This window comes from Sinomonas mesophila, from assembly GCF_001999765.1.
Taxonomy (GTDB): domain Bacteria; phylum Actinomycetota; class Actinomycetes; order Actinomycetales; family Micrococcaceae; genus Sinomonas; species Sinomonas mesophila.
Genome location: NZ_MTIC01000013.1, coordinates 23,321 through 46,115, shown reverse-complemented (window position 1 = coordinate 46,115; position 22,795 = coordinate 23,321). Strand labels below are relative to the sequence as shown.

22 protein-coding genes are annotated in these 22,795 nt (G+C 72.9%); 4 read left to right on the top strand and 18 right to left on the bottom strand.

What is annotated here, in order from left to right:
• Positions 1–47: 47 nt before the first annotated feature.
• A complete protein-coding gene (locus BV907_RS14795) occupies positions 48–1,070 on the bottom strand; it encodes an o-succinylbenzoate synthase (protein ID WP_077490511.1) in 1,023 nt (340 codons plus the stop codon).
• 50 nt (positions 1,071–1,120) lie between these two features.
• Complete coding sequence (locus BV907_RS14790) at positions 1,121–1,837, bottom strand: M50 family metallopeptidase (protein ID WP_245828008.1); 717 nt, start codon at positions 1,835–1,837, stop codon at positions 1,121–1,123.
• An 85-nt stretch (positions 1,838–1,922) separates the two neighbouring features.
• Between BV907_RS14790 and BV907_RS14785 the strand changes: the two genes are divergently transcribed.
• Positions 1,923–2,987 (top strand): LacI family DNA-binding transcriptional regulator, encoded by a 1,065-nt coding sequence (locus BV907_RS14785; RefSeq protein WP_077490509.1) that lies wholly within the window; start codon positions 1,923–1,925, stop codon positions 2,985–2,987.
• An 84-nt stretch (positions 2,988–3,071) separates the two neighbouring features.
• Here the strand turns inward: BV907_RS14785 and BV907_RS14780 are convergent, their stop codons facing one another.
• The 4 genes from BV907_RS14780 to BV907_RS14765 are packed head-to-tail and all read right to left on the bottom strand — an operon-like array spanning position 3,072 to position 7,786.
• A complete protein-coding gene (locus tag BV907_RS14780) occupies positions 3,072–4,442 on the bottom strand; it encodes a glycoside hydrolase family 32 protein (RefSeq protein ID WP_077490508.1) in 1,371 nt (456 codons plus the stop codon).
• A gap of 13 nt (positions 4,443–4,455) precedes the next feature.
• Positions 4,456–5,379: a carbohydrate ABC transporter permease gene (locus BV907_RS14775; protein WP_077490507.1), complete on the bottom strand. Its 924-nt coding sequence runs from the start codon at positions 5,377–5,379 to the stop codon at positions 4,456–4,458.
• A gap of 8 nt (positions 5,380–5,387) precedes the next feature.
• Positions 5,388–6,356 carry a carbohydrate ABC transporter permease gene (locus tag BV907_RS14770; protein WP_077490506.1) on the bottom strand — a complete coding sequence of 323 codons (969 nt, stop codon included), beginning with the start codon at positions 6,354–6,356 and terminating at the stop codon, positions 5,388–5,390.
• Positions 6,353–7,786, bottom strand: a complete 1,434-nt coding sequence (locus tag BV907_RS14765) for an ABC transporter substrate-binding protein (protein ID WP_077490505.1) — start codon at positions 7,784–7,786, stop codon at positions 6,353–6,355. Before BV907_RS14765 ends, BV907_RS14770 begins: the two co-directional genes overlap by 4 nt.
• Before the next feature lie 155 nt (positions 7,787–7,941).
• Here BV907_RS14765 and BV907_RS14760 point away from each other — a divergent pair, with 155 nt between their 5' ends.
• Complete coding sequence (locus BV907_RS14760) at positions 7,942–8,919, top strand: phosphatase PAP2 family protein (RefSeq protein WP_077490504.1); 978 nt, start codon at positions 7,942–7,944, stop codon at positions 8,917–8,919.
• Here the strand turns inward: BV907_RS14760 and BV907_RS14755 are convergent.
• From BV907_RS14755 to pdhA, 6 genes are all read right to left on the bottom strand, one after another.
• Positions 8,855–10,099, bottom strand: a complete 1,245-nt coding sequence (locus BV907_RS14755; RefSeq protein ID WP_077490503.1) for an MFS transporter — start codon at positions 10,097–10,099, stop codon at positions 8,855–8,857. The genes BV907_RS14760 and BV907_RS14755 overlap by 65 nt on opposite strands.
• 230 nt (positions 10,100–10,329) lie before the next feature.
• Positions 10,330–11,688 (bottom strand): MinD/ParA family ATP-binding protein, encoded by a 1,359-nt coding sequence (locus BV907_RS14750; protein ID WP_245828007.1) that lies wholly within the window; start codon positions 11,686–11,688, stop codon positions 10,330–10,332.
• Positions 11,689–11,727: 39 nt separating this feature from the next.
• Complete coding sequence (locus BV907_RS14745) at positions 11,728–12,540, bottom strand: MBL fold metallo-hydrolase (protein WP_077490502.1); 813 nt, start codon at positions 12,538–12,540, stop codon at positions 11,728–11,730.
• Positions 12,541–12,620: 80 nt separating this feature from the next.
• Entirely contained in the window at positions 12,621–14,159 is a 1,539-nt protein-coding gene (locus tag BV907_RS14740; protein WP_077490501.1) for a dihydrolipoamide acetyltransferase family protein, read from the bottom strand.
• Entirely contained in the window at positions 14,159–15,211 is a 1,053-nt protein-coding gene (locus BV907_RS14735; RefSeq protein WP_077490500.1) for an alpha-ketoacid dehydrogenase subunit beta, read from the bottom strand. Before BV907_RS14735 ends, BV907_RS14740 begins: the two co-directional genes overlap by 1 nt.
• A gap of 1 nt (position 15,212) precedes the next feature.
• Entirely contained in the window at positions 15,213–16,409 is a 1,197-nt protein-coding gene (gene pdhA / locus BV907_RS14730; RefSeq protein ID WP_077490499.1) for a pyruvate dehydrogenase (acetyl-transferring) E1 component subunit alpha, read from the bottom strand.
• A gap of 193 nt (positions 16,410–16,602) precedes the next feature.
• Here pdhA and BV907_RS14725 point away from each other — a divergent pair, with 193 nt between their 5' ends.
• Both BV907_RS14725 and BV907_RS14720 read left to right on the top strand, forming a co-directional pair.
• A complete protein-coding gene (locus BV907_RS14725; RefSeq protein ID WP_077490650.1) occupies positions 16,603–17,091 on the top strand; it encodes an Lrp/AsnC family transcriptional regulator in 489 nt (162 codons plus the stop codon).
• A gap of 98 nt (positions 17,092–17,189) precedes the next feature.
• Positions 17,190–17,981 carry a hypothetical protein gene (locus BV907_RS14720; RefSeq protein WP_077490498.1) on the top strand — a complete coding sequence of 264 codons (792 nt, stop codon included), beginning with the start codon at positions 17,190–17,192 and terminating at the stop codon, positions 17,979–17,981.
• Between the two features lie 73 nt (positions 17,982–18,054).
• Here BV907_RS14720 and BV907_RS14715 read toward each other — a convergent pair whose 3' ends face one another.
• From BV907_RS14715 to paaA, 6 genes are read right to left on the bottom strand one after another with little or no spacing between them, the layout of a single operon-like run.
• Positions 18,055–18,837 carry an enoyl-CoA hydratase/isomerase family protein gene (locus BV907_RS14715; protein WP_077490497.1) on the bottom strand — a complete coding sequence of 261 codons (783 nt, stop codon included), beginning with the start codon at positions 18,835–18,837 and terminating at the stop codon, positions 18,055–18,057.
• 17 nt (positions 18,838–18,854) lie between these two features.
• Positions 18,855–20,051 (bottom strand): 1,2-phenylacetyl-CoA epoxidase subunit PaaE, encoded by a 1,197-nt coding sequence (gene paaE / locus BV907_RS14710; protein WP_077490496.1) that lies wholly within the window; start codon positions 20,049–20,051, stop codon positions 18,855–18,857.
• The gene (gene paaD, locus BV907_RS14705; protein ID WP_077490495.1) at positions 20,052–20,546 is read right to left on the bottom strand and encodes a 1,2-phenylacetyl-CoA epoxidase subunit PaaD; all 495 of its coding nucleotides are present in this window, start codon (positions 20,544–20,546) and stop codon (positions 20,052–20,054) included. It abuts the gene before it with no gap.
• Positions 20,547–20,566: 20 nt separating this feature from the next.
• A complete protein-coding gene (gene paaC / locus BV907_RS14700) occupies positions 20,567–21,463 on the bottom strand; it encodes a 1,2-phenylacetyl-CoA epoxidase subunit PaaC (protein ID WP_077490494.1) in 897 nt (298 codons plus the stop codon).
• Positions 21,460–21,753: a 1,2-phenylacetyl-CoA epoxidase subunit PaaB gene (gene paaB, locus BV907_RS14695; RefSeq protein ID WP_077490493.1), complete on the bottom strand. Its 294-nt coding sequence runs from the start codon at positions 21,751–21,753 to the stop codon at positions 21,460–21,462. The genes paaC and paaB overlap by 4 nt, the downstream gene beginning before the upstream one ends.
• Before the next feature lies 1 nt (position 21,754).
• Complete coding sequence (gene paaA, locus BV907_RS14690; protein ID WP_077490492.1) at positions 21,755–22,771, bottom strand: 1,2-phenylacetyl-CoA epoxidase subunit PaaA; 1,017 nt, start codon at positions 22,769–22,771, stop codon at positions 21,755–21,757.
• Positions 22,772–22,795 lie beyond the last annotated feature (24 nt).

The window sequence follows — 22,795 nt, the reverse complement described above, 5'->3', positions numbered from 1 at the left end:
GCAAACTCTCTCTTCCGCCGCCCCCTTGCCGCACGGCAGGCCGAGCGCTACTGTCCCGCCGCGAGCACCGCGTGGCACCGGCCCAGGCGCTCGAGCCACCAGCGCCGCCGCTCCGCGGGCGCCGCCCATTCCGCGAGGAGCCCCGGGTCCGGCCTCGACCGCTCCGCGAGCGCGGCGCCCGCCGGCAGGAACCCGGCGTCGGGCACGAGCGGCGACCCCACGACGTCGGCCGCGAGCAGCGCCCCCGTGCCGAGCCCACAGGCGTGCGGCAGCTCCGGCAGCGCCGCCGCGAGCGCCGCGCCGGCGGCGAGGCCCACCGACGTGTCGAGGGCGGAGCTCACGACGGCGGGCAGCCCGGCCTCGCGGACGATCCGCAGCGCGCGCCGCACTCCCCCGAGGGGCGCGGCCTTGACGACGATGAGGTCTGCGGCGCCGGCGCGGGCGACGCGGAGCGGGTCCTCGGCCTTGCGCACCGACTCGTCGGCGGCGATGCGCACGGGCGTGCCGCGCTCGGCGAGCAGCGCCCGGACCTCGGCGAGGCCGTTGATGCCGGCCACGGGCTGCTCGGCGTACTCGAGCCCGAACGGCTCGAGCTGCCCCAGGGCCTCGACGGCCTCGGCCACGCTCCAGCCGCCGTTCGCGTCCACGCGCAGCGCAGCCTCGGGCAGTGCCTCCCGCACGGCGGCGACGCGGCCAAGGTCGTCCGCGAGGGACTGGCCCTCCTCGGCGACCTTGACCTTGACGGCCTCGACGGGGCCGAAGGCCGCCAGGACCTCGCGCACGCGCGCGGCCGGCACGGCAGGCACCGTCGCATTGACGGGAACACGCGAGCGCACGGCCTCCGGGAAGCCCTCCCACGCGGCCTCGACGGCGCTCGCGAGCCAGCGCGCCGACTCGGCGTCGCCGTACTCGAGGAAGGGCGCGAACTCGCCCCACCCGGCGGGGCCCTCGAGCAGGAGGGCTTCGCGCTCCGTCACGCCGCGGAACCGCACCCGCAGGGGCACGCGGACGACGGCGGCGCGCGCCATGAGCTCGGTGAGGTCGGGCAGGCGGGGGGCTGGCTCGCTCATGCTGCCACTCTAGGCATCTGGCGCGGCTGCCGGGCCCTCCCGGGCCGGGCTCAGGCCAGAATGGTCCAGGCGGCCGCCCCGCAGCCGCCGATCATGGCGGCGAAGGCCGCGAGCCACACGACGGCGGGGACGCCCGTGCGCTGGGCGAGGATGAAGGCATCCGAGCTCGCGAGCTCGCGGCGACGCCCGGTGTGGACCGAGACGAGGTTCCACCAGTCGCGCGCGGCGCCGAGCAGGAGGCCGAGGCCGCCCGCGAGCGCGACGTGCGCCTGGGCCTCGGGCGGCACGAGGACGACCATCGCGCCCGCCGCGAGGATGGTCCCGGAGAGGATGAGCACGCCCTGGGCGTTGCGGATGAGCACGAGCGCGACGACGAGCACGAGCACGGCGCCGGAGAGGGACGCGCGGCCCCAGCCGGCCGAGGCGGCCCACACGAGGCCCAGCCCCGCGAGCGCGGGGGCCGGGTAGCCCCAGAAGCCGAACCAGACCGAGCGGCCCTTGCCGACGCCGCGGGTCACGCCTCCCTGGTCCATGCGCAGCGTGATCCCGGTGATCCGCATGCCCGTCGCGATCCCCGCGAGCGCGTGCCCGAGCTCGTGCACGATCGTCACGAAGCGGCCGAAGAGCCGCCACAGGGCCGGGATGAGGCACACGGCCGCGGCGCCCGCCAGGACGAGGGCCAGCTCGAGCGTCCCGACGGACGGCGGGACCGTCCGCGCGAACCCCGAGACGAAGGCGTCCCACCACTGCTCCCATGCCTGTTCCACGCCCCCGACCCTAGCCGAGCCTCCTGTGAGGCGGCGGTGGGCCGAGCAGCTCGGCGACCGCACACGTGTCAGGTACACTGCGGCCATGACCCGCAAGGCCACAGCCCTCGACGTCGCGCGCCGCGCCGGCGTGTCCCGCAGCGCCGTCTCCCTCGTGCTCAACGGACGCGGGGAAGGCAACGTGGCCAAGGACTCCCAGCAGCGGATCCTCGCGGCGGCAGCCGAGCTGAACTACACCCCCAACGCGATCGCCCGCAGCCTCCGCGACCAGCGCACGCGCGTCATCGGGCTCGTCTCGGACGCGGCCGTCACGAGCCCGTTCGACGGGGAGATCATCGCCGGCGCGGATGCCCTCGCCCGCAGCCGGGGCTTCGTCACGCTGGCAACGGACACCGAGCAGGACGCGGAGCGGGACCTCGACGCGGTGAGGACCCTCCTGGACCGCCGGGTCGACGGGCTCATCTACGTCACCGTGGGCCTCCACGAACTGCACGTCCCCCAGGGCATGCTGACCCTGCCCGCCGCGCTCGCCAACTGCTACGCCTCGCCGGACTCGCCCCCCGGGGCGGGGGCCCTGACGTCGGTCCAGCCCGACGAGGTGGCCGGGGGGCGCGACGCCGCCGCCCACCTCATCGCGCTGGGCCACCGGCGGATCGCCTTCCTCGGGGGCGAGTACTCCTCCCCCGCAGTCGCTCTGCGGGAGGCGGGCTTCCGCGCCGCCATGGCCGAGGCCGGCCTCCCGGTGCGCGAGGACTGGGTGCTCGAGGCGGGCTTCGACATCGCCCCCGGCCACGCCGCGTCCACGGCCCTCCTCTCCGCGCCCGCGTCGGAGCGTCCCACCGCGCTGCTCGCGGGCAACGACCGCGCCGCGGTGGGCATGGTCCTCGCCGCCGCCCGCCTCGGCCTCGACGTGCCGCGCGACGTCTCGATCATGGGCTACGACGACGAGCGGCGCGTCGCCGCCCTCATGATCCCGCCGCTGAGCACCGTGCAGTTGCCGCTGCGGCGCATCGGCGAGGAGGCCATGCGCGCGGTGCTCGGGGTGCTCGACGGCGGCGGCCCTGGCCGTGCGCAGCGGCCGGCGGGCGAGCCGTTCCTCATCCCCTGCCGGCTGGTCCCGCGCGAGTCCACGGGCCCCGCCCCGGCCTGACCGCCCCGGCCTGACCGCCCCGGCGCTCCGGAATGACCGCCCCGCCTGACGCTCCCCCGCTGCCCCGGGAAGGCCGCGAGGGGATCAGGCGGGGACGGCCAGGCGCCAGGCCTTGGCCTTGACGCCCGCGCCGAGCTCGAGGCCGTACTCCTCCGCCCCCTCGGGGTAGGCCCGCAGGGTCGTCGCCGCGCCGCCGCTGCGGTACACCTCGATGAGCGAGGCGTCCACGAGCACGCGCAGCTCCTCCCCCTCGGCCACCTCGCCGCTCCACACCGTCGCACCGGCCAGCATGAGGCGCACCGCGCCGGTGCCGGTGAGCACCGCCTCGGCCTGGTCGGGCAGCGCGAGGCGAGCGGCGCCGTCGTGCGCCGGCGCTGGCGGCCCGGGCAGCTCGTCCGCCCGCAGCGCCGCCAGCTCGCGTGCCGGAGCGAGCTCGACTGTGCCTTCGAGGTCGTCGCGCACCCGCAGCTCGCGCGGGAAGGTCAGGAGCCCTGACCAGCCGGCGGCGTCGCAGTCCTGCTCCGTCCGCCCGCGGACCCCGGGCGGGGCCACCTCCTTGGCCCAGCCCCACACGAGCACCCGGTCCCCGGCCTGGACCGCCTGGGGTGCGTAGAAGGAGCCGCCCAGATCGGTGATGCCGTGCGCCCGGGGGGAGAAGACGGGCAGGCCGGTCGCCTCGTCGAGCGCCAGGGACCCGACCAAATGCCCCACGCCCGTGAGCTCGTGGTCGCGCCAGAGCGAGACCACGGCCACCCACGCGTCGCCCGACCGCACGAGCTGCGGGCACTCCCAGACGTTCGCGGCGGGCAGCCCGGCTGCCACGGGTTCCTCGGACGTGAGCCAGATGCCGTGGTACTCCCAGGCCGCGAGGTCGTCGGCGCCGTAGAGGAGCAGGGCGGCCTGCCCGGTGTCGAGCCCCGCGCCCTGGATGGCCCAGCGCCGCCCGGCGAACTCGAAGAGGAATGGGTCCCGGACGGCGACGACGCGCGGATCGTCCGGCATCCCGGCGGCGACGACGCCCTCCTGCGTCCACTCCCCCAGATCCGCCGAGCCGCGGGCCAGCGTGACCTGCGAGCGCCCGGACCCGTCCTCCACGCCGGAGTACACGGCGGTGGGGGTCCCGGCGTCGAGGGTCACGACGCCGGTCCAGCAGCCGTAGGCGTCCGGCCCGCCCTCCTGCGGGGCCAGGGCGATGGAGTGAGCCTCCCAGCAGACGAGGTCGGCGGAGCTCACGTGCCCCCAGTGGATGCGGTGGTGCCGGGCGGAGGCGGGGTTGTACTGGAAGAAGACGTGCCAGCGCCCGTCGGCGAACACGATGCCATTCGGGTCGTTGACCCAGCCCCGGGCGGGGCGCGGGTGCAGGCGGGGGAAGGAGCGGTCGGGGTGGTCGCCCGTGGGCGCGCCTGCGGCGGGGCCAGCGGCAGGGCCAGCGGCGGGTGCGGTGTGTGACGTCATGGGCAGCTGCCTTCTACTTGCCCGCGCCGGCCGTGAGGCCGTCGCGGAGGGTCCGCTGGCCGACGAGGAAGACGACCAGGGCGGGGATCATGGACAGGACGACGCCGGCGAGGACCACGGAGATGCTCCCGGTGCCCATGTTCCCCTGGAGGGAGACGAGGCCGAGGGGCAGCGTGAAGTTCTGCTCGGAGATGGTCAGGATGAGCGGCCGGAAGAACTCGTTCCAGTGGAAGTTGAACGCGAGGATGCCCACGATCGCGAGCCCCGGCATGGCCAGCGGCGCGTAGACCGAGCGGAAGATGCGGAACGGGGAGGCGCCGTCGATCGCGGCGGCCTCGGCCAGCTCGGCGGGCAGGCCGAGGAAGTACTGGCGCATGAGGAACGTCCCGAAGGCCGTGGGGATCGCCGGGAGGATGAGCGCCAGGAGGGTGTCGGAGAGGCCCATGCCGCGGATGAGCATGAACACCGGCACGATCGTGACCTGGACGGGGACCATCATGGTCGCGAGCACGAGCGAGAACAGGGCGCCCTTGCCGCGGAACCTCAGGAACGCGAACGCGTACCCCGCGAGCGCGGCGGAGACCATCTGGCCCACGGCGATGAGCCCGGTGACGAGCGCGCTGTTGAGCACGAGCAGGGCCATGTCGACCTGCTTGAACACCTGCGCGTAGGAGGTGACGTCCGGGTTCAGCGGCAGGAACGACGGCGGCAGCCTGAGCGAGTCGGCCGGCGGGCGCAGCGACGTGGAGAGAGTCCAGAGCACGGGCCCGAGCGTGAGGGCCGCCGCGACGACGAGGACGGCGACGCGGCCGGCGAGGGACCAGTCGAGCGGACGACGGCGGCGGCGCGCCGGGGCGTCCGGGCTGCGGTCGCGATGGGCGCGGGTTCCCGGGCGGGCGCCCCGGTTCGAGGGGGCGGGAGAGGCGGTGGTGGTCATGTCGGGCCTCACTGGTAGAAGACGAAGCGCTTGCTGAGCCGGAACTGGAGGGCCGTCACGGCCATGATGAGGAGCATGAGGACCACGCCGATGGCGGAGGCCTTGCCGAATTCGAGGCGCTGGAACGCGGTCTCGAAGATCACCATGACGGCGGTGCGGGTCGAGTCTCCGGGGCCGCCGCGGGTGAGGACGTAGGGCTGGTCGAAGACCTGAAGGGCGTTGATGATCGCCATGACGGAGGCCACGAGGGTCGTGGGGCTGATGAGCGGCAGGGTCACGTGGCGGTGCTTGCGCCAGCCGGTGGCGCCGTCGATCGAGGCGGCCTCGTAGGTCTCCTGCGGGATCGAGGAGAGTGCCCCGAGGAACAGCAGGAACGAGAAGCCGAAGTTCTGCCACACGTAGACGAGCACGACGACGCATGCCGACCCGACCGGCGTCGTGAGCCACGGGACGGCCGGCACGCCGACCGTGCCGAGGAGCCAGTTGACCACGCCGAACTGCTCGTTGAAGAGGTACTTCATGAAGATCGAGACGCTCGCCGCGGAAAGGATGAGCGGGAAGAAGAACGCCGACCGGAAGAACACGCGCAGCCAGTTCGGCAGGCGCTCCTGGACGAGGACGGCGAGCCCGAGCGCGACGCCGAGCTGGAGCACGACGGCGACGACCACGAAGCCGATCGTGTTGCCGAAGGCGACCCGCACGGTGGGGTCGGAGGTGATCTCGGTGAAGTTGGCGAGCCCGGCGAACTGCGGCGCACTGAGGATGTCCCAGCGGAAGAAGGCCAGGAGGATGGAGGCGACGATGGGGACGAGGGTGAACACGCCCATCCCGACGATCGTCGGGGCGAGGAACAGCCAGGCCATGGCCCGCGAGCCGCGGGCCGCGGACGGTGCCGTGCCAGCGGGGGGCGGCTGGCGCCGTCGTCCGTTCTCGCTCAGGCGAGGAGTGCCCTTCTCGGGGGCTGCCGTGGTGCTCATGGGGTCCTCCTGAGGGCCAGCTCGAGATCGCCCTGGAGCGAGGCGAGCGCGCTCTTGAGCTGCCGCTCGTCCCCGCTCACGGCGAGCGAGACGTTCTTGATGAGGGCGGTTTCGACGGCGGCCTGCTGCGGCGGCGCGGGGATGGGGCCCGTCGCGGGGAACCGGTCGAGGGTGTCGTAGAAGACCTTCCAGTGCGCCGGGCCCTTGCCCGAGTAGAGGGCCTCGTTGACCATCGACCGGCGGGCCGGGGTGGTGGAGGGCGTGGCGAAGAGGAGCTCCATGGCCTCGCGCGAGGCGCTGAACTTGACCCACTCCCACGCGGCGTCCTTGTCCTTCGCGGTCTTCATGATCGCGTAGCCCGCGGTGCCGAACTGGTGACGCTGCGCGGCCGACGCCGGCCCGCTCGCCCAGCGCGGGAAGAACGCGACGTCGAACGCGTCCGGCCCCATGCCGGCCTCGGCGAGGCCCTGGACCCAGTAGCCGCCGGCCGGCGTCGTGCCGATCCGGCCCGAGGCGAAGAGCCCGACGAGCGAGTTGCCGCCGCCCTCCTCGGGGCGGACGCCGAGGCCGTCCTTGACGAGGCCGCGGAGGAAGTCGAAGGCCTCGACGACGCGCGGGTCGTCGGCGTTGGGCCCCTCCCAGAGGTAGCCGCCGGAGCGGGACGCCCGCGAGGGATCGCTCGGGTAGAAGCGGTCCCAGAGCCAGTCGCCGCCCGCGGCGCGCTCCTCGGACAGGAACGAGGTGCCGTTGGCGTAGAGCCATGGGACGACGCCGCCGAAGAGCCGGTTCGTCCAGTAGTACGGGGTGAAGCCGTCCGGGTTCGCCCGGCGCATGGCGGCAAGCGCTGCGCGGAAGTCGAGGTGCGTCCAGTCGTCGGCCGGGCGGGCGAGGCCCGAGGCCGAGAAGACCGAGGTGTTGTAGTACATGTTGGCCGCGTTCCAGTCCATGGGCAGCTGGTACAGGCTGCCGCGGTACATGAACGCCTCGACGAGGCTCGGGTGGACGTCGGCGAAGTACTCGGCCATGACGTTCGCGTCGCGGCGGACGAACTCGTCGAGGGGCTGGGCGAGCTTCTCGGCGAAGAGCTGCGCCCCCTCCGTGGCGACGTAGACGACGTCGGGCGGGTTGCCGGCGGCGACCATGGTCAGGATCTTGCTGAAGAAGTCCTTCCAGTCCACCGCCTGGATGGCCTGGACGCGGACCTTGATCTCGGGGTGGAGGCGCCGGAACGCGTCCACCGCCTTCTGCCTGGCCGCCGCGTCGGCCGCGGTGCCGAGGATCGCGATGCTCAGGCTTCCGTCGTTGCGGCCGGGGATGTCCGTTGCGGTGAGGCGGGGCCACGAGGCCGCCGTCGCCCCGAGGATTCCTACACCGAGGGCACCGAGGGCGGTTCGCCGCGAGATGTCCCGCAGCCGGATGGAGTCGCCCATGACTCTCCTTCGAAGGGTTGAACGGCTCGAGGCCGCACCTAACACGTGTTAGGAATCGTAGATGTGACTCCTAACACGTGTCAAGTGTTCCCGAGGACGGCGCCCATCAGAGAATCCCAAGGCAGCTCCCAGACCGGTGTGGGACGCTGGAAGGCATGGCTGCTCCCACCGCTCGTCGCCTAGCCCTGGATCCGCCAGGCCGCCGGGGCGGCGCCGCGCGCCCGCTTCCCCGGGGGCCGGGACGGCCCGAGCCGGAGGCTGGCGGGCCCGGGATCTCGGAGATGCGGACCGCCGGGCCGGGACCGTTCCTCCTCGCCTCGCTCACCGCCACGGTCGGGCTCCTGGCGACCTACCTCTTCTTCGTGCGCACGACCACGGGCCAGTACATCGACGAGTCCGCGCTCGTGGAGTCCGTCGCCCTGTACGGCGCGGCCGGGAAGGCCACGCTGCGCTTCCTGGACATGATGCCCGCCCTCTCTGTCGTGGCGGCCGCGGTGGCGCTCGGCTATGCCGCGATCTTCCGGGGCCGCTGGTTCGCCGCGCTCGTCGCCGTCGCGGCGGCTGCCGGGGCCAACATCACGACCCAGGTGCTCAAGGCGGACCTCCTCACCCGGCCCTTCCGCGGGGTCGAGACGCTCACCGAGAACTCGCTGCCGTCCGGCCACACGACGCTCGCGGCCTCCGCGGCGGCCGCCGTGTTCCTCGTCGCCTCGCCCCGATGGCGCCCCTTCCTCGCGTTCGTGGGCAGCACCTTCGCGGTCGCCTCGGGGGCCTCGACGCTCGTGAACCAGTGGCACCGGCCCGCCGACGTGGTCGCCGCGTTCCTCGTCGTCGCGGCGTTCATGGCCCCGGCGGGGTGGCTCGTGATGCGCGTGGGCTGGCGGTGGAACGCGTGGGACGGCCCGGGGGCGCACTGGGCGTCCTCGCACGCGTGGCTCGCGCTCCCCGTGGTCGGCGGGATGGTCGCGGCCGCAGGCGCCGCCGTGGCCCTCGTGCGCATCGCCCCGCTCGCCGGGCAGGAGGCGAGCACCACCAACTACTTCTGGGCCGGCTGCGCGCTCATCGTCATCACGGGGTACCTCCTCGGCGTCGGAGCGGCCTGGCTGTTCGCGGGCGCCGCGCGGCGCCGCTAGCCCGCGGCACGGACCACGCGAGCACCACCGCCGCGAGCAGGCCGAGACCGCCCGTCGCGGCCACCCCCGCGCCGAGCGCCGTGGCCGCCGTGACCGCCGAGAGCAGCAGCGGCCCGCCGGTGCTGCCGAGGTCCGCCATGAGGCGCCAGAGCCCCAGGAACTGGGCCCGTCCCGGGCTCGGGGAGAAGTCCGCACCGAGGGTCATGACCATCCCGGAGCCGATCCCGTTGCCGAGCCCGAGCGCACACGCGACGATGAGGAAGGGCCAGAAGGAGGCCGTGAGGGGCATGACCGCGAGCGCGAGGCCCATGACGGTCATCGAGGGGACGGCGACGGCCAGCCGGCCCCGGAGGTCCATGAGCCGCCCGCCGGGGTAGAACAGGGCGAGGTCCACTCCCCCGGCGATCCCGTAGACGAGTGCGGCCGTGGGGGCGTCGAGGCCCAGGTGCTCGGCCCACAGCGGGATGACGACCTGCCGCGACTGCCGCACAGCGGCGACGAGGAGGACGCCGGCTCCGACGCTTCCGAGCACGCGCCAGTGGCCGGCTGCCACGGCGGCGAGGCGCGGTTCGGGCGCGCGGGGAGAGCCGCCGTCGTGCGCTGTGGGATCCGGGAGATCCGGGATGCGCAGCGCGACGGCGGCCGCGCCCACGAAGACCACGGCGCCGAGCCAGAACGCGCCGCGCAGGCCCCACGCCTGCATGGCCGCCGCCCCGAGGAACGGGCCGGCGAAGATCCCGATCCGGGTCACGCCGCCGAGCGTGGAGAGGGCACGGGCGCGCAAGTCCGGCGGGACGGCCTCGGTGAGGTACTTCTGCCGGGCCAGGCCGGTCACGCTCGCGGCCATCCCGAGCGCGAGAAGCGCGGGCACGAGCTGCCACAGCTCCCCCGCGAGCGCGGCGAGGGCGAGCGCCGCGGCTCCCGCGAGCTGCGCGCCGACGATCGCCCAGCGCTCGCCGAAGCGCAGCGTGATGGCCGAGGCCGGGAGGTTGAAGACGAGCGAGCCGAGGCCGATGAGCGTGACCGTCAGCGCCGCGGCCGCGACCGAGGCGCCGAGCTCACGGGCGGACAGCGCGACGATGGGCAGGACCGCGCCCTCGCCGAGGCAGAACAGGACCGAGGGACCGAAGGCGGGGACGGCGATGGACCAGAGCGAGAAGGGTCTGCCGTCCTGAGCCACGGTCCCACTCTAGGGGCGGGGAGGGGTCCCCATTGCCTTCTCGGCGAGGGCCTCGCTATGCTTCATAACTACAGTCACTGGAGAAATGCCGCACGCTCGCGCGGGTTCCTTCGGAGTGCCGGCGTCGCGGCTGCTATTGGGGGCAGCCGCGGCGCCGGGCGGCTGTTCGGGCCCGACGCCTGTGGGGGCAGGCGCCGGGCCCACGTTGTGCCTGCTAGGAGGAGTGGCGGTCAGCGCTCGTAGCTAGAGACGATGGCCGCGGCGATCTCCCGGTAGGCGTTCCGGGTGTCCGGCCTGAGGGTCGCGAGGGAGACGAGGTCTCCGTCCGCCATCGACTTGTCGTGCGGGACGGTGATGAGCGCCTTGCACAGGCCCGCGAGCGTGTCCTCGATCGTCTCCTTGTCCACGCGGCCCGAGACGCCGTCCTTGTCGGTCACGACGACGACGGCGCTCTTTGCAAGGCGCTCGTATCCGTGGGCGGCGAGCCAGTGGAGCGTGTCCCGCGCGCGCTTGGCGCCGCTCACGGCGTAGCCCGCGACCACGACGATGCTGTCCGCGTCCTGGAGGATGCCCTGCATGGCCGGGTGGGTCACGCCCGTGCCGCAGTCGGTGAGCGTCACGCCGAAGTAGCGCGACACGAGCCGGTGCACCCGGCGATACTCGTCCGCAGTGAGCGAGTCCGAGAGTTCCGGGTCCTGCTCGCCCGCGAGCAGGTGGAGGCCTCCGGCCTGGTGCAGGTACGCCCCGAGCTCGGAGCGCGAGCTCACCGAGTCGCAGTCGCGCAGGAGCGCCGTGATCGAGTGCTGGCGCTCCGATTCGTAGGCGCCGTCGCCGAGGGCGCGCTCCACAAGGTCCCCCGCATCCGGGTTGGCGTCGATCGCGCAGGGCGGGTCGGGGCGCAGCTCGGCGAGCGTGAGGCCGACACCGACGGTCGTGGACGTCTTCCCGATCCCGCCCTTGAGGGACAGGAACGCGGTGTTCCAGCTCCCGTCGAGGCGGCGGCCTATCTGCTCGGCAAGCTCCTGCTCGTAGCGCTGCTCGGCGTTCGGGCCGAGGTTCACGGCCCCGCCCGTGAGCCGGTAGATGAACCCGCGCCAGCCCCGCGGCGGTACCACCGGGGCGGAGCGGACGAAGCCTGCCCGCCGCGGCGCGGGGGTGGCTTCTGCGGTCGGCTCGGGCTGTTCGGGCGCGGACTCCTGCGCCGCCGGCTGCTCTGCCTCGGGCTCTGGCTGCTCTGCCTCGGGCTCGGGCTGTTCGGGCGCGGACTCCTGCGCCGCCGGCTGCTCTGCCTCCGGCCGCTCAGGCTCAGGCGCGGGGCCGGACCACTGCGGGGCGCTCCCGAACGGCTCAGCCGCGGACGCCTCAACGGCCGGCGCCTCAACGGCCGGCGCCTCGACGGCCGGCGCCTCGAGGGCCGGCGCCGGTTCGGCCACCACTGCCGTGTCGGCGAGCGCCGGCTCCTCGGCCTGCTCTGGTTCGGCCTGCTCGGGATCGGCAGGCCCAGGGAGCACCTGCGGGAACTTCCCGGTCTCGAGCCGGCGCGCCTCGCGCCTCGTCATGGGCACATGGTTGCCGCCCTGCTCCGTCATTGATGCTTCCCCTCGTCCGCCGTGGTTCGCGGCAGTGTGCTAGCGCACGGAGCTGGCCTTGAGCCGGTGGATGAACAGCCGAGACTGCTCCGGCCCGTAGGGGAGGATCGGGATCGCCTTCGTGGCGTCCTCCGGCGTCTCCCGGGTTGCCTGCCGTGCCGAGCGCACTGCCGTCGCCATCGTATCCGCCATCGTGCGCACGAACGCATCGCTGCACAGGCTTCCATGTCCCGGCACGAGATTCTCGTACCGGTGCCGGAGCGCGGAGATGTGGCGCAGGACGTCGGCCCACTCCTCGGGATACGAGTCGCCGAACTCGGGGTATCCGCCCTCCTCGAGGAGGTCGCCACTGAACAGCGTCGTCCCGGTCCCGACGAGGAGGTCGCCGTCCGTGTGGCCGCGGCCGAGGTAGAAGAGCGTCACGGAGTGGCCGCCGAGGTCCACGAGGACGGGCTGCTCGCGCACGATCGCCGTCGGGACCACGATCTGGGTGTTCTCGCCCGAGCCCACGGCCATCTCCGGCTCGGCCTCGGCGACCGCGGGACGCTCGGCCTCGCCCAGCTCGGTGATGGCCGCGGCGGCGTTCTCGTGCGCGTAGAACTCCGTCACACCGTCGGCCGCGAACACGGCGTTGCCGAAGTAGTGGTCGTAGTGCGCGTGCGTGTTGACGACGACGAGCGGGAGGTCGGTCTTCTCCCGCACCGCGGCGAGGATCTCGGCGCCCTGGCGTGGGCCGTGGCCGGTGTCAACGACGAGCGCCCGCTCCGTCCCCACGACGAGTCCGATGTTGAGCCTGAGCGGCCCGATCGCGAGGACATAGGTGTCCCCGCCGAGCTCCCGCCATGCGGCCATGTGCTGCCGTCCTTCCTCGGGCCCTACGCCGGGCCTGCTGCCAGATTCCGGTTCCCCGATTCTGCCATGCGACTGTCCTCTTAGAGATCGGCGAGGACGTTGCCCGGCTGCTCGACCGCGTCGGCGACGTAGCGCAGGAAGCCGGCGGCGGTCCCGCCGTCGCACACGCGGTGGTCGAAGGTGAGGGTCAGCTGCACGACCTTGCGCACCGCGAGCTGGCCGTCGACGGCCCAAGGGCGGTCCACGATGCGCCCGACGCCGAGGATCGCCGCCTCGGGGTGGTTGATGATCGCGGCGCTTCCGTCGACCCCGAACACGCCGTAGTTGTTGAGCGTGAACGTCCCGCCGGTGAGGTCCGCCGGCGAGGCCTTTCCCTCGCGGACCAGGGCCGTGAGGCGCCGGATCTCGGCGTCGAGGCCGCGCGCGCTGAGGGAGTGGGCGGCGCGGATGGCCGGCACCACGAGCCCGCGGTCCGTCTGTGCCGCGAAGCCGAGGTTCACGCCGTCGAACGCGACGATCTCCTGGGCCTCGCCGTCGGCCGCCCCCTCGAGGCGCGTGTTGAGCTCGGGGTACTTCGCGAGGCCCGCGAGGACGAAGCGGGCGATGAACGCGAGCAGGCTCGGCGTCCCGTGCGGGTCGCGGCGCTTGAGGTCCGCGCGGAGCCCGACGAGGGCCGTCGCGTCGGCGTCGACCCACACCGTGGCCTCGGGGATCTCGGTGCGCGAGCGGACCATGGCCTGGGCGACCGCCTTCCGGACGCCCCTGACCGGGGTCCGGGACGCAACGGGCAGCCCCGTCCGGGCATCCACCGCCGCCGAAATGGGGGCCTGTGCCGCCGAAATGGGGGTCTGGACCGCCGAAATGGGGGCTTGCGACGCCGAAGTGGGGGTCTGTGCCACCGAAATGGGGGCCTGTGCGCTCGACGTGGGGGCAGACTCGACGTCGCGCCGCATGATGAGCCCGTCGGGCCCGGTGCCCGTGACCCCCGCGAGCGAGACGCCGAGGTCCCGGGCGAGCCGACGGACGATCGGCGAGACGACCCGCACGGCCCGGCCCGGCGCCGTCGTGCGCGCCTGCCGCCCGGACGGTACCCCAGGCACAGCCGCGGACGACGGCGTGGCCCCCCTGCGCCGCCGGGTGCGGCTGCCGCTCGCCCCGCCAGGCGTGCCGTAGCCGATGAGCACGTTGCCCGAGCCTTTGGACTCCTCCGGTGTGCGTGAGCCCGCGCGTTCCTCGGATCGGTAGGCAGCCCCCATCTCGGCGGCACGGGCCCCCATCTCGGCGGCACGAGCCCCCATCTCGGCGGCCGGAGCCCCCATCTCGGCGTCACGAGCCCCCATCTCGGCGGGCTGGGCGACCGTGATGAGCGGGGCCCCGACGTCGATGGTCTCGCCCGGCTCGCCGTGCAGCCGGGCCACAGTCCCGCCGTACGGCGAGGGCACCTCGACCACGGCCTTGGCGGTCTCGACCTCGGCGATCGGCTGGTCCACGGCGACGGCGTCGCCCACGGCGACGAGCCAGCGCACGAGCTCGGCCTCGGTCAGGCCCTCCCCGAGGTCGGGCAGGGCGAAGGTGCGAGTCGTCGCAGCCGTCTTCGCAGTCTGGTTGGACGCAGTCATCAGTCCTCCCACTGAAGGTCGTCGAGGGCGTCGAGGATGCGGTCGACGCTGGGCAGGTGCCAGTGCTCGAGCTTGGGCGGCGGGTACGGGATGTCGAAGCCGGTCACGCGGCGCACGGGCGCGGCGAGCGAGTGGAAGCAGCGCTCCTGGACCCGAGCGACGATCTCCGACGCCACGGACGCGAAGCCCGCCGCCTCGGCGACGACGACGGCGCGGCCGGTCTTGCGCACGGACGCGGTGACGGTCTCGTCGTCGAACGGCACGATCGAGCGCACGTCGACGACCTCGACCGAGCGGCCCTCCGCCGCGGCGGCCTCGGCGGCCGCGAGCGCGGTGCCCACCGTGGGGCCGTAGGCGATGAGCGTCGCGTCGGTGCCGGGGCGGGCGACGACGGCGCGCCCCTCGCTGCTCGCGGGCTTGGCGTCGAACTCGGCCCGCAGCGCCTCGAGGTCCACGAGGTCCTTGGTCCAGTACAGCTTCTTGGGCTCGAGGAACACGACCGGGTCGTCGCTCGCGATGGCCTCGCGGAGCATCCGGTAGGCGTCGGCGACGGTCGCGGGCGTGCAGACCTTGAGCCCGGGCGTGTGGGCATAGTAGGCCTCGGAGGAGTCGCAGTGGTGCTCGACGCCGCCGATCCCGCCCGCGTACGGCACCCGCAGCACCATGGGCAGGCGGACCTTGCCGCGCGTGCGGTTGTGCATCTTGGCGACGTGGCTCAGGATCTGCTGGAACGCGGGGTACGCGAACGCGTCGAACTGCAGCTCGAGCACGGGGCGCAGGCCGTTCATGGCCATGCCGACCGCCATGCCGACGATCCCCGACTCGGCGAGCGGGGTGTCGAAGACGCGCTGCTCGCCGAACTCCTCCTGCAGCCCGTCCGTGATCCGGAAGACGCCCCCGAGGGTGCCGATGTCCTCGCCGAAGACGACGACGGAATCGTCGGCGCGGAGGGAGTCGGCCATGGCGGCGGTGAGGGCCTTGGCGAACGTGAGGGGCTCGGGGCCCGCGCTGGCGGCGGCTCGCGCGGCGACGGCCTCGGCGACGGTGCTCATATCAGTGCTCCTTTCCGGGGATGTCGTCGCGTGCGGAGATGTCGTCTCGAGCGACCTCCTCTGCGAGGAGCGCGGCCTGCTCGCGCAGCTGGGGCGTCGGCTCGGTGAAGACGAACCGGAAGAGGTCGGCGGGATCGACGGCGGCGTCCTCGCCGAGGCCCTCGCGGAGCCGGCGGGCAACCTCCTCGGCGTCGGCCGCGAAGGAGGCCTCGACGTCGTCCGTGAGCACGCCCTCGCCGCGCAGGTACTCGCGCATCCGCACGAGCGGGTCCTTGGCGGCCCAGGCCTGCACCTCGGCGTCCGCGCGGTAGCGGGTCGCGTCGTCGGCGTTCGTGTGCGCCTGCATGCGGTAGGTGTGGGCCTCGACGAGCAGCGGGCCCGAGCCGGAGCGGGCGAGGCGCACGGCGCGGTCGAGGACGGCGAGGAGGGCGATGGCGTCGTTCCCGTCCACGCGCTCGCCCGCCATGCCGTAGCCGATCGCCTTGTGCGCGAGCGACGGCGCGACGGTCTGGTGCGCGAGCGGCACCGAGATCGCGTACTGGTTGTTCTGGACGAAGAAGACCACCGGGAGGTGGAAGACTGCGGCGAAGTTGAGCGCCTCGTGGAAGTCGCCCTCGCTCGTGGCGCCGTCGCCGCACATCGCGAGGACCACGGTGTCCTCGCCTCGCAGCTTGGCGGCGTGGGCGACGCCGACGGCGTGCAGGAGCTGGGTCGTGAGCGGGGTGCACTGGATGCCGACGTGGTGCTCGTGCGGGTCGTAGCCGCCGTGCCAGTCGCCCCGGAACAGCGTCATGGCCTCGACCGGGTCGACGCCGCGGCTCATCACCGCGACCGAGTCCCGGTACGTGGGGAACATCCAGTCGCCCTCGCTCAGGCACAGGGCCGCGGCGACCTGGCACGCCTCCTGGCCGTGGCTCGAGGGGTAGACGGCCATGCGCCCCTGACGCACGAGCGCGGAGTTCTGGTCGTTGACGCGCCGGCCGATCACGAGCCTGCGATAGGCCTCGAGCAGCTCCTCGCCGGGCGGGATCGGGTACTCGTGGCCGGGCGCGGAGCCGCGCTCGTCCTCCGGCAGGAGGTGTCCGGACGGGTCGAGGATCTGGATCTGCTGCACGCGCCCGTGCACGGGAAGCAGGTAGTCCTCGAGGCTGATCCCGAAGCTCCGGATGGCCTGCTGGGCCTCGGCGGGGATGGTCATGGCTCCTCCTCGGTGCGCCGCTGAACCGGGTGCGGACGGGCCGCACGTGTTGCCTCAAGTATCCTCTTCGGCTGCTATTCGTATCCACATCGTGGGAGAATTATGGAAAAGTGGTGCTGCAGGCCCTGTTTTCAGAGACGAACCGCCACCATGACCCGGGTCACAGGAGGGCACAGTGGACGATCTGCACACGATGGACGACCTGCACTCGACGGATGAACTGCACGGGGCGGCGCCGGCCGAGCCGCGGCCGCTCGACGCCGTCGACCGCGCGATCCTCGCGCAGCTCACCGAGGACGCGCGCCGCTCGGTCACGACCATCGCCGAGAACGTGCACATCTCGCGGGCACACGCGTACAACCGGATCTCCCGGCTCCAGGCGGACGGGGTCATCACGAAGTACACCGCGCTCGTGGACCCGCTGCGCGCGGGCCTGCGCTCGAGCGCCTACGTGACGCTCAAGGTCCGGCAGCAGACGTGGCGCGAACTGCGCGAGCGGCTCCGGGCCATCCCCGAGGTGCACCACATCGCCCTCGTCGGCGGAGACTTCGACGTCATCATCCTCGTGCGAGCGGTGGACAACACGGACCTGCGCCGCGTCGTGTTCGACCGGCTGCAGAACATGCCGGGCGTCCTCGACACGCAGACGTTCCTCGTGTTCGAGGACCTCGACACCCGGTAGCCCCGACGGCTCCCGCGGTCCTGCGGAATCCGCCCGTGCGCCCACTTCGGTGACCTCGCATGGGAAGGTAGGTACAGGACCGCATCCCGAGGAGATCAATGACGAGCGACACCCCGGCGCCCGTTCCCGGCCCGGCGCGCCGATGGCCCCAGTGGGCATGGGTGCTCGCCGCGGTGTGCGCGGTCGTGGGCGTCGGCCTCGTCGTCGCCGTGACCGGCCTGTTCATGGCGCCGAGCCCGGCCCCGGGCCCCGGCCCAGGGGCGTCCCCGTCACCCAGCCCCACGCCGTCGTCCCCCACGGGCACGCCGACCGCCCGAACTGACCTCAGCGCCTACAGGCTCTCCGATCCCCTGCCGTTCACCGCGCCGCCCGTCTGGCACGCCGAGCCGAGCGCGCGCTACCGCCTCACGGCCGCCCCGGACGAACTGCGCTATGTGGCCGAGAACAGGTGCACGCTCGTCTTCCGCAGCGAGCCGTACACGCCCGGCGGGCGCACGACGGCGCCGGGGCCGGGCGCGGCGGGAGGCTCGCCGACGGCGGGGGCCACCGCATCGGACCCCGCACTGGATGCCGAGACCGCGGCGACGATGGAAGCCCTCGCCGCCGCGATCGACGGGATCCGGGCCGAGGCAGCGCAGGCGGCGGTGACGGAGGAGCGGATGACGGTTGTGTCGACGCTCGGCTCGCTCTCGGGGCCGCTCGTCGACATGGCCGCGGCGGCGCTGCGCGTCACGCAGACCGACGGCACGGTCGTGCACGTCCGGCTGGCCGTGCGTGCCGTGCCCGGCGCCGGGACGGCCATGGTGATGTCCGCCGAGTGCCCGAGCGCCGAAGAGGCCGCCACGGGCATGAACCACGCGAGCGTGCACGCGTTCATCGCGGCGCAGTGACCCCTCAGGCGGGCGGACATGACCCCTCACGCCGGAGGATTCAGTTGAGGGGCCAGCCCCCTTCGTTGAGGGGTCAGCGGCCGGCGAAGACCGGACGGCGCTTCTCCTGGAAGGCCTTGAAGCCCTCGGCGTAGTCGTCCGAGGCGCACAGCTGCGCCTGGGCCCGGTTCTCGGCGTCCATCGACTCCCACAGCCCGAGCCGGCGGTCACGGATCTGCGCGACGAGCTCCTTGGACGCGCGGAAGGCGCCGGTCGCGCCGGAGGCCACGCGGCCCACGGTCTCGCGCGTGCGCGGCAGGAGCTCCTCGGCCGGGTAGGACCGGCTGAACATCCCCGCCCGCACGGCGTCCGCCCCGCTCATGAGCTCGGCGGTGTACACGAGGTCGAGCGCCCGGTGCATGCCGAGCCGCTCGGTGAAGTACCAGTGCCCGCCCGAGTCGAGGGTCGCGCCGAGGTTCGCGAACGGGGAGCCGATCTTGGCGTCCTCGGCCACGTACACGACGTCGGTCGCGAGCAGGAGCCCCAGGCCCACCCCGAGCGAGGCCCCCTGGGCGGCGGCGAAGGTCGGGGCGGGGAACGCGGCCATCTTCTGCAGGAGAGGCGTGACGGTCCCGCCGAGGTAGCCGAGCACGTCGTCGTCCGCGGGGGTGACCCCGGAGATGTCGCGCCCCGCGCAGAAGGCCCGGCCCTCGCCGCGCAGGAGCAGCGCCCGCACGTCGCCGCGCTCGGCGGCGGCAGCGGCGTCGTCGTACGCCTGCGAGAGCTCGGCGAGCGCCGCCTCATCGAGCGCGTTGAGCTTGGCCGGGGCGTCGAGGACGACCTCGGCGACGCCCTCGGCAATGGTCAGGTCGATCATGCGCGCTCTCCCCTAGATCAGGCGTCGAAGTCGACGGACACGGCGTCCGTCGTCGGGCGGGACTGGCAGGTCAGGACGTAGCCGCGCTCGACCTCGTCGGCCTCGAGCGCGTAGTTCTCCGCCATCTCGACGGAGCCCGAGACGAGCTTCGCACGGCACGTGCCGCATACGCCGCCGGCGCACGCGAACGGGACGTCGGGGCGGACACGGAGGGCTGCGTTGAGGATCGTCTCGTTCGCGGAGACGGGGCTCTTGACGGTGCCCGAGAGCCCGTCCAGGCGGAACTCGATCTCGAAGTTCGCGCCGCTTTCGTCCTCGACGACGGGGCGGCCGATGTTCCCCTCGAGGCGCGTCGGCGTGCCGGTCGTGAAGAGCTCGTAGCGGATCTTCTCGGGCTCGACGCCGCGCTCGGCCAGGGTGTCGCGCACGAGCTGGACGAGCTCGTACGGCCCGCACAGGAACCACTCGTCGACGTCCTCGGCGTGGATCACGGTGCTGAGCAGGGTCGTGAGCTTCTCGGAGTCCACGCGGCCCGAGAGCAGCGGCGAGATGCGCTGCTCGCGGGAGAGGACATGGTGCAGCGCGAACCGGGCCGGGTACTTGTCCTTGAGGTCCGCGAGCTCCTCGACGAACATGACGTCCATCGCGGCCTTGTTCGCGTAGATGAGGTCGAAGCGGACCTTGTCGTCAGCCGCCAGGACCGTCTTCGCGATGGACAGGATCGGGGTGATGCCGGAGCCGGCCGCGACTGCGACGAAGGTGTGCTCGGCGTCGGTGTCGATGCTCGAGGGGTCGTTGAGGTCCGTCATGCGGTGCTTCGAGATGAAGGCGCCCGCCGGGCTCATGACGTCGAGCCGGTCGCCGGGGGCGAGGCTCTCGTTGGCCCACGTCGAGAAGATGCCGCCGAGGTCGCGCTTGATCGCGACCCTGATCTCGCTGCTGCCGTCCTCGAAGCGCCGCGGCACGGCACAGATCGAGTAGCTGCGGCGCACCTCGCGCTCCTCGCCGCCCTGGCCCGGGTCCTCGAGGCGGGTGCGCAGGGCCACATACTGGCCGGGGATGTAGTCGTACTCGTCGGTGAGGGGGGCGGGGACGCCGAAGGTGACCTCGATGGCGTCGTTCGTGAGGCGGCGGACCTCGCTCACCTCGAGCGAGTGGAAGGACGCACGACGGCGTGCGCTCGCCTCGGTCGTCTCGTTCAGCTGGTCAGTCATCTAGAGCACCTTGAAGTAGTCGAAGGGCTCCTTGCAGTCCTGGCAGACGTAGAGCGCCTTGCAGGACGTGGAGCCGAAGCGGGACATCTCGCGCGTGTTGAGCGAGTGGCACTGGGGGCACTTGACCGTCAGGCCGAGGCGCACGGGCCGGGACCCCGCGAGGGCCGCGGCGCCGGTGGGCGGGGCGATGCCGTACTGCTCGAGCTTCGCCTTGCCCTCCTCGGTCATCCAGTCGGTGGTCCACGCCGGCGAGAGCACGAGGTCGACCTCGACCCGCTCGTGCCCTGCCCGGGCGAACACCGCGGCGAGGTCCTCGCGGATGGCGTCCATGGCGGGGCATCCCGAGTAGGTCGGGGTGATGGTCACGTGCACGGTGCCGTCCGCGGCGACGCGGCCGTTCCGGAGGATCCCGAGGTCCGCGATGCTCAGCACGGGGATCTCGGGATCCGTGACGGTGGCCGCGAGGGCGAGGACCTCGTCGTCGGTCGTGATCATGGTGTACTCCTACCGCCCCGCTACCACGTGGCGCCGGGGTGCTTGCGGGCCAGGACCTGCATCTCGGCGAGGATGTAGCCGAGGTGCTCGGTGTGCTCCCCGCGGCGGCCGCCGCCGGAGGCGGCGGGCACAGCGGGGAGGGTGAGGGTCGCCTCCTCGAGGACCGGGGCGATCCCGGCGTCGAATTCCTCGCGCAGGCCCGAGGGGCGCACCCCCGCGGCGCCGACGGCGTCGATGAGCGCGTCGTCCTGGAAGAGCTCGCCGACATAGGGCCACACGAGTTCGAGGGCGTCCTGCATGCGGCGGTGGGACTCCTCGGTGCCGTCGCCGAGGCGCAGGGTCCACTGGATCGCGTGGTCGCGGTGGTAGTCGACCTCCTTGAGCGCCTTGGCCGCGATCGCGGCGAGCGTCGCATCGGTCGAGCCCAGGAGGCGCGCGTAGAGGAGGTACTGGTAGGCCGACACGACGAGCTGGCGCGCGATCGTGACGGCGAAGTCGCCGTTGGGCTGCTCGAAGAGCCACGCCGAGCGGAACTCCTCCTCCTCGCGCCAGTAGGCGAGGTCGTCCTCCGTCTTGCCCCAGGCGTGCCCCGCGTAGGAGAGGAACGAGCGCGCGTGGCCGAGGACGTCGAGCGCGATGTTGCCGAGCGCGACGTCCTCCTCCAGCTCGGGGGCGCGGGAGATCCAGTGGCTCAGGCGCTGGGCGAGGATGAGGGAGTCGTCGCCGAGCCGCAGGGCATACTGGGCGATCTCCTCGCTCGGGACGTCCTTGGCGAGGGCGATGTCCTCGGGGCGGAGGGCGTTGCCGGGCGTGACGCGCGTGGCCGACGCCGCGGCGTCGCCGAAGCTGTCGAGCGAGTGATCAGGGTGGGCGGGCGCGGAAGGGGCGCCGTGGGTAGCGTGGGTCTCGTGGCTCACAGGTGCTTCACGCCCTCGCTCTTGGTGTAGTACGTCGCGTGGCGGTAGTCCTTGCCCTGCGGCGACTCGAAGTACGCGCCCTTGGAGTCGGGGTCCGAGGACGAGATCGCGTCCGAGGGGACGACCCAGATCGAGACGCCCTCGTTGCGGCGCGTGTAGAGGTCGCGCGCGTTGCGCAGGGCCATCGCCGCGTCCGGGGCGTGCAGCGAGCCCGCGTGCACATGGGACAGGCCGCGGCTGGACCGCACGAAGACCTCCCACAGGGGCCAGATGTTGGTCTGCTCGCTCACTTTATGCTGCTCCGATCGTGACGTGCTTGGCTGCCTGCTTCTCGGCGTAGGCCTTGGCGGCCTCGCGCACCCAGGCGCCGTTCTCGTGGGCTTCGCGGCGGCGTGCCATGCGCTGGGCGTTGCACGGGCCGTTGCCGGCGATGACGGCCTTGAACTCATCCCAGTTGAGGTCCATGTGGATCCACGTCCCGGTCTCCTCGTCGTAGCGGAGGTCGGGGTCCGGGAGGGTCAGGCCGAGGACCTTGACCTGCTCGGCGATCATGCCGACGAAGCGCTGGCGCAGCTCGTCGTTCGAGAAGCGCTTGATGTTCCAGGCCATGGACTGCTTCGAGTTCGGCGAGTCCTCGTCCGGCGGGCCGAACATCATGAGGGCCGGGGCGTAGAAGCGGTCGACGGCGTCCTGGGCCATCTGCCTCTGCGCGGGCGTCCCGTGCGAGAGCTCGAGGAGGATCTCGAAGCCCTGGCGCTGGTGGAACGACTCCTCCTTGCAGATGCGCACCATGGCGCGCCCGTACGGGCCGAAGCTCGCACGGCACAGCGGGACCTGGTTCGCGATCGCCGCGCCGTCCACGAGCCACCCGATGGCGCCCATGTCGGCCCACGTGCGGGCCGGGTAGTTGAAGATCGAGGAGTACTTGGCCTTGCCCTCGAGCAGCTGCTGCGTCATCGTGTCGCGGCTCGTGCCGAGGGTCTCGGCGGCCGAGTAGAGGTACAGGCCATGGCCGGCCTCGTCCTGGACCTTGGCCATGAGGATTGCCTTGCGCTTGAGGCTCGGGGCGCGCGTGATCCAGTTGGCCTCCGGCTGCATGCCGATGATCTCCGAGTGCGCGTGCTGCGAAACCTGGCGCACGAGTGTCTTCCGGTAGGCCACGGGCATCCAGTCGCGGGGCTCGATGCGCGAGTCCTCGGCGATGATGCGATCGAAGTAGGCCTGACCCGCCGCGTCGGCCTCGGACAGGACCTCGGTGTCCCGTCCGGGCTGGGGCTGGGGCACGGACTGCAGGGACGCAGCTGCCATGTCTCCTCCTCTGAAATAATTACC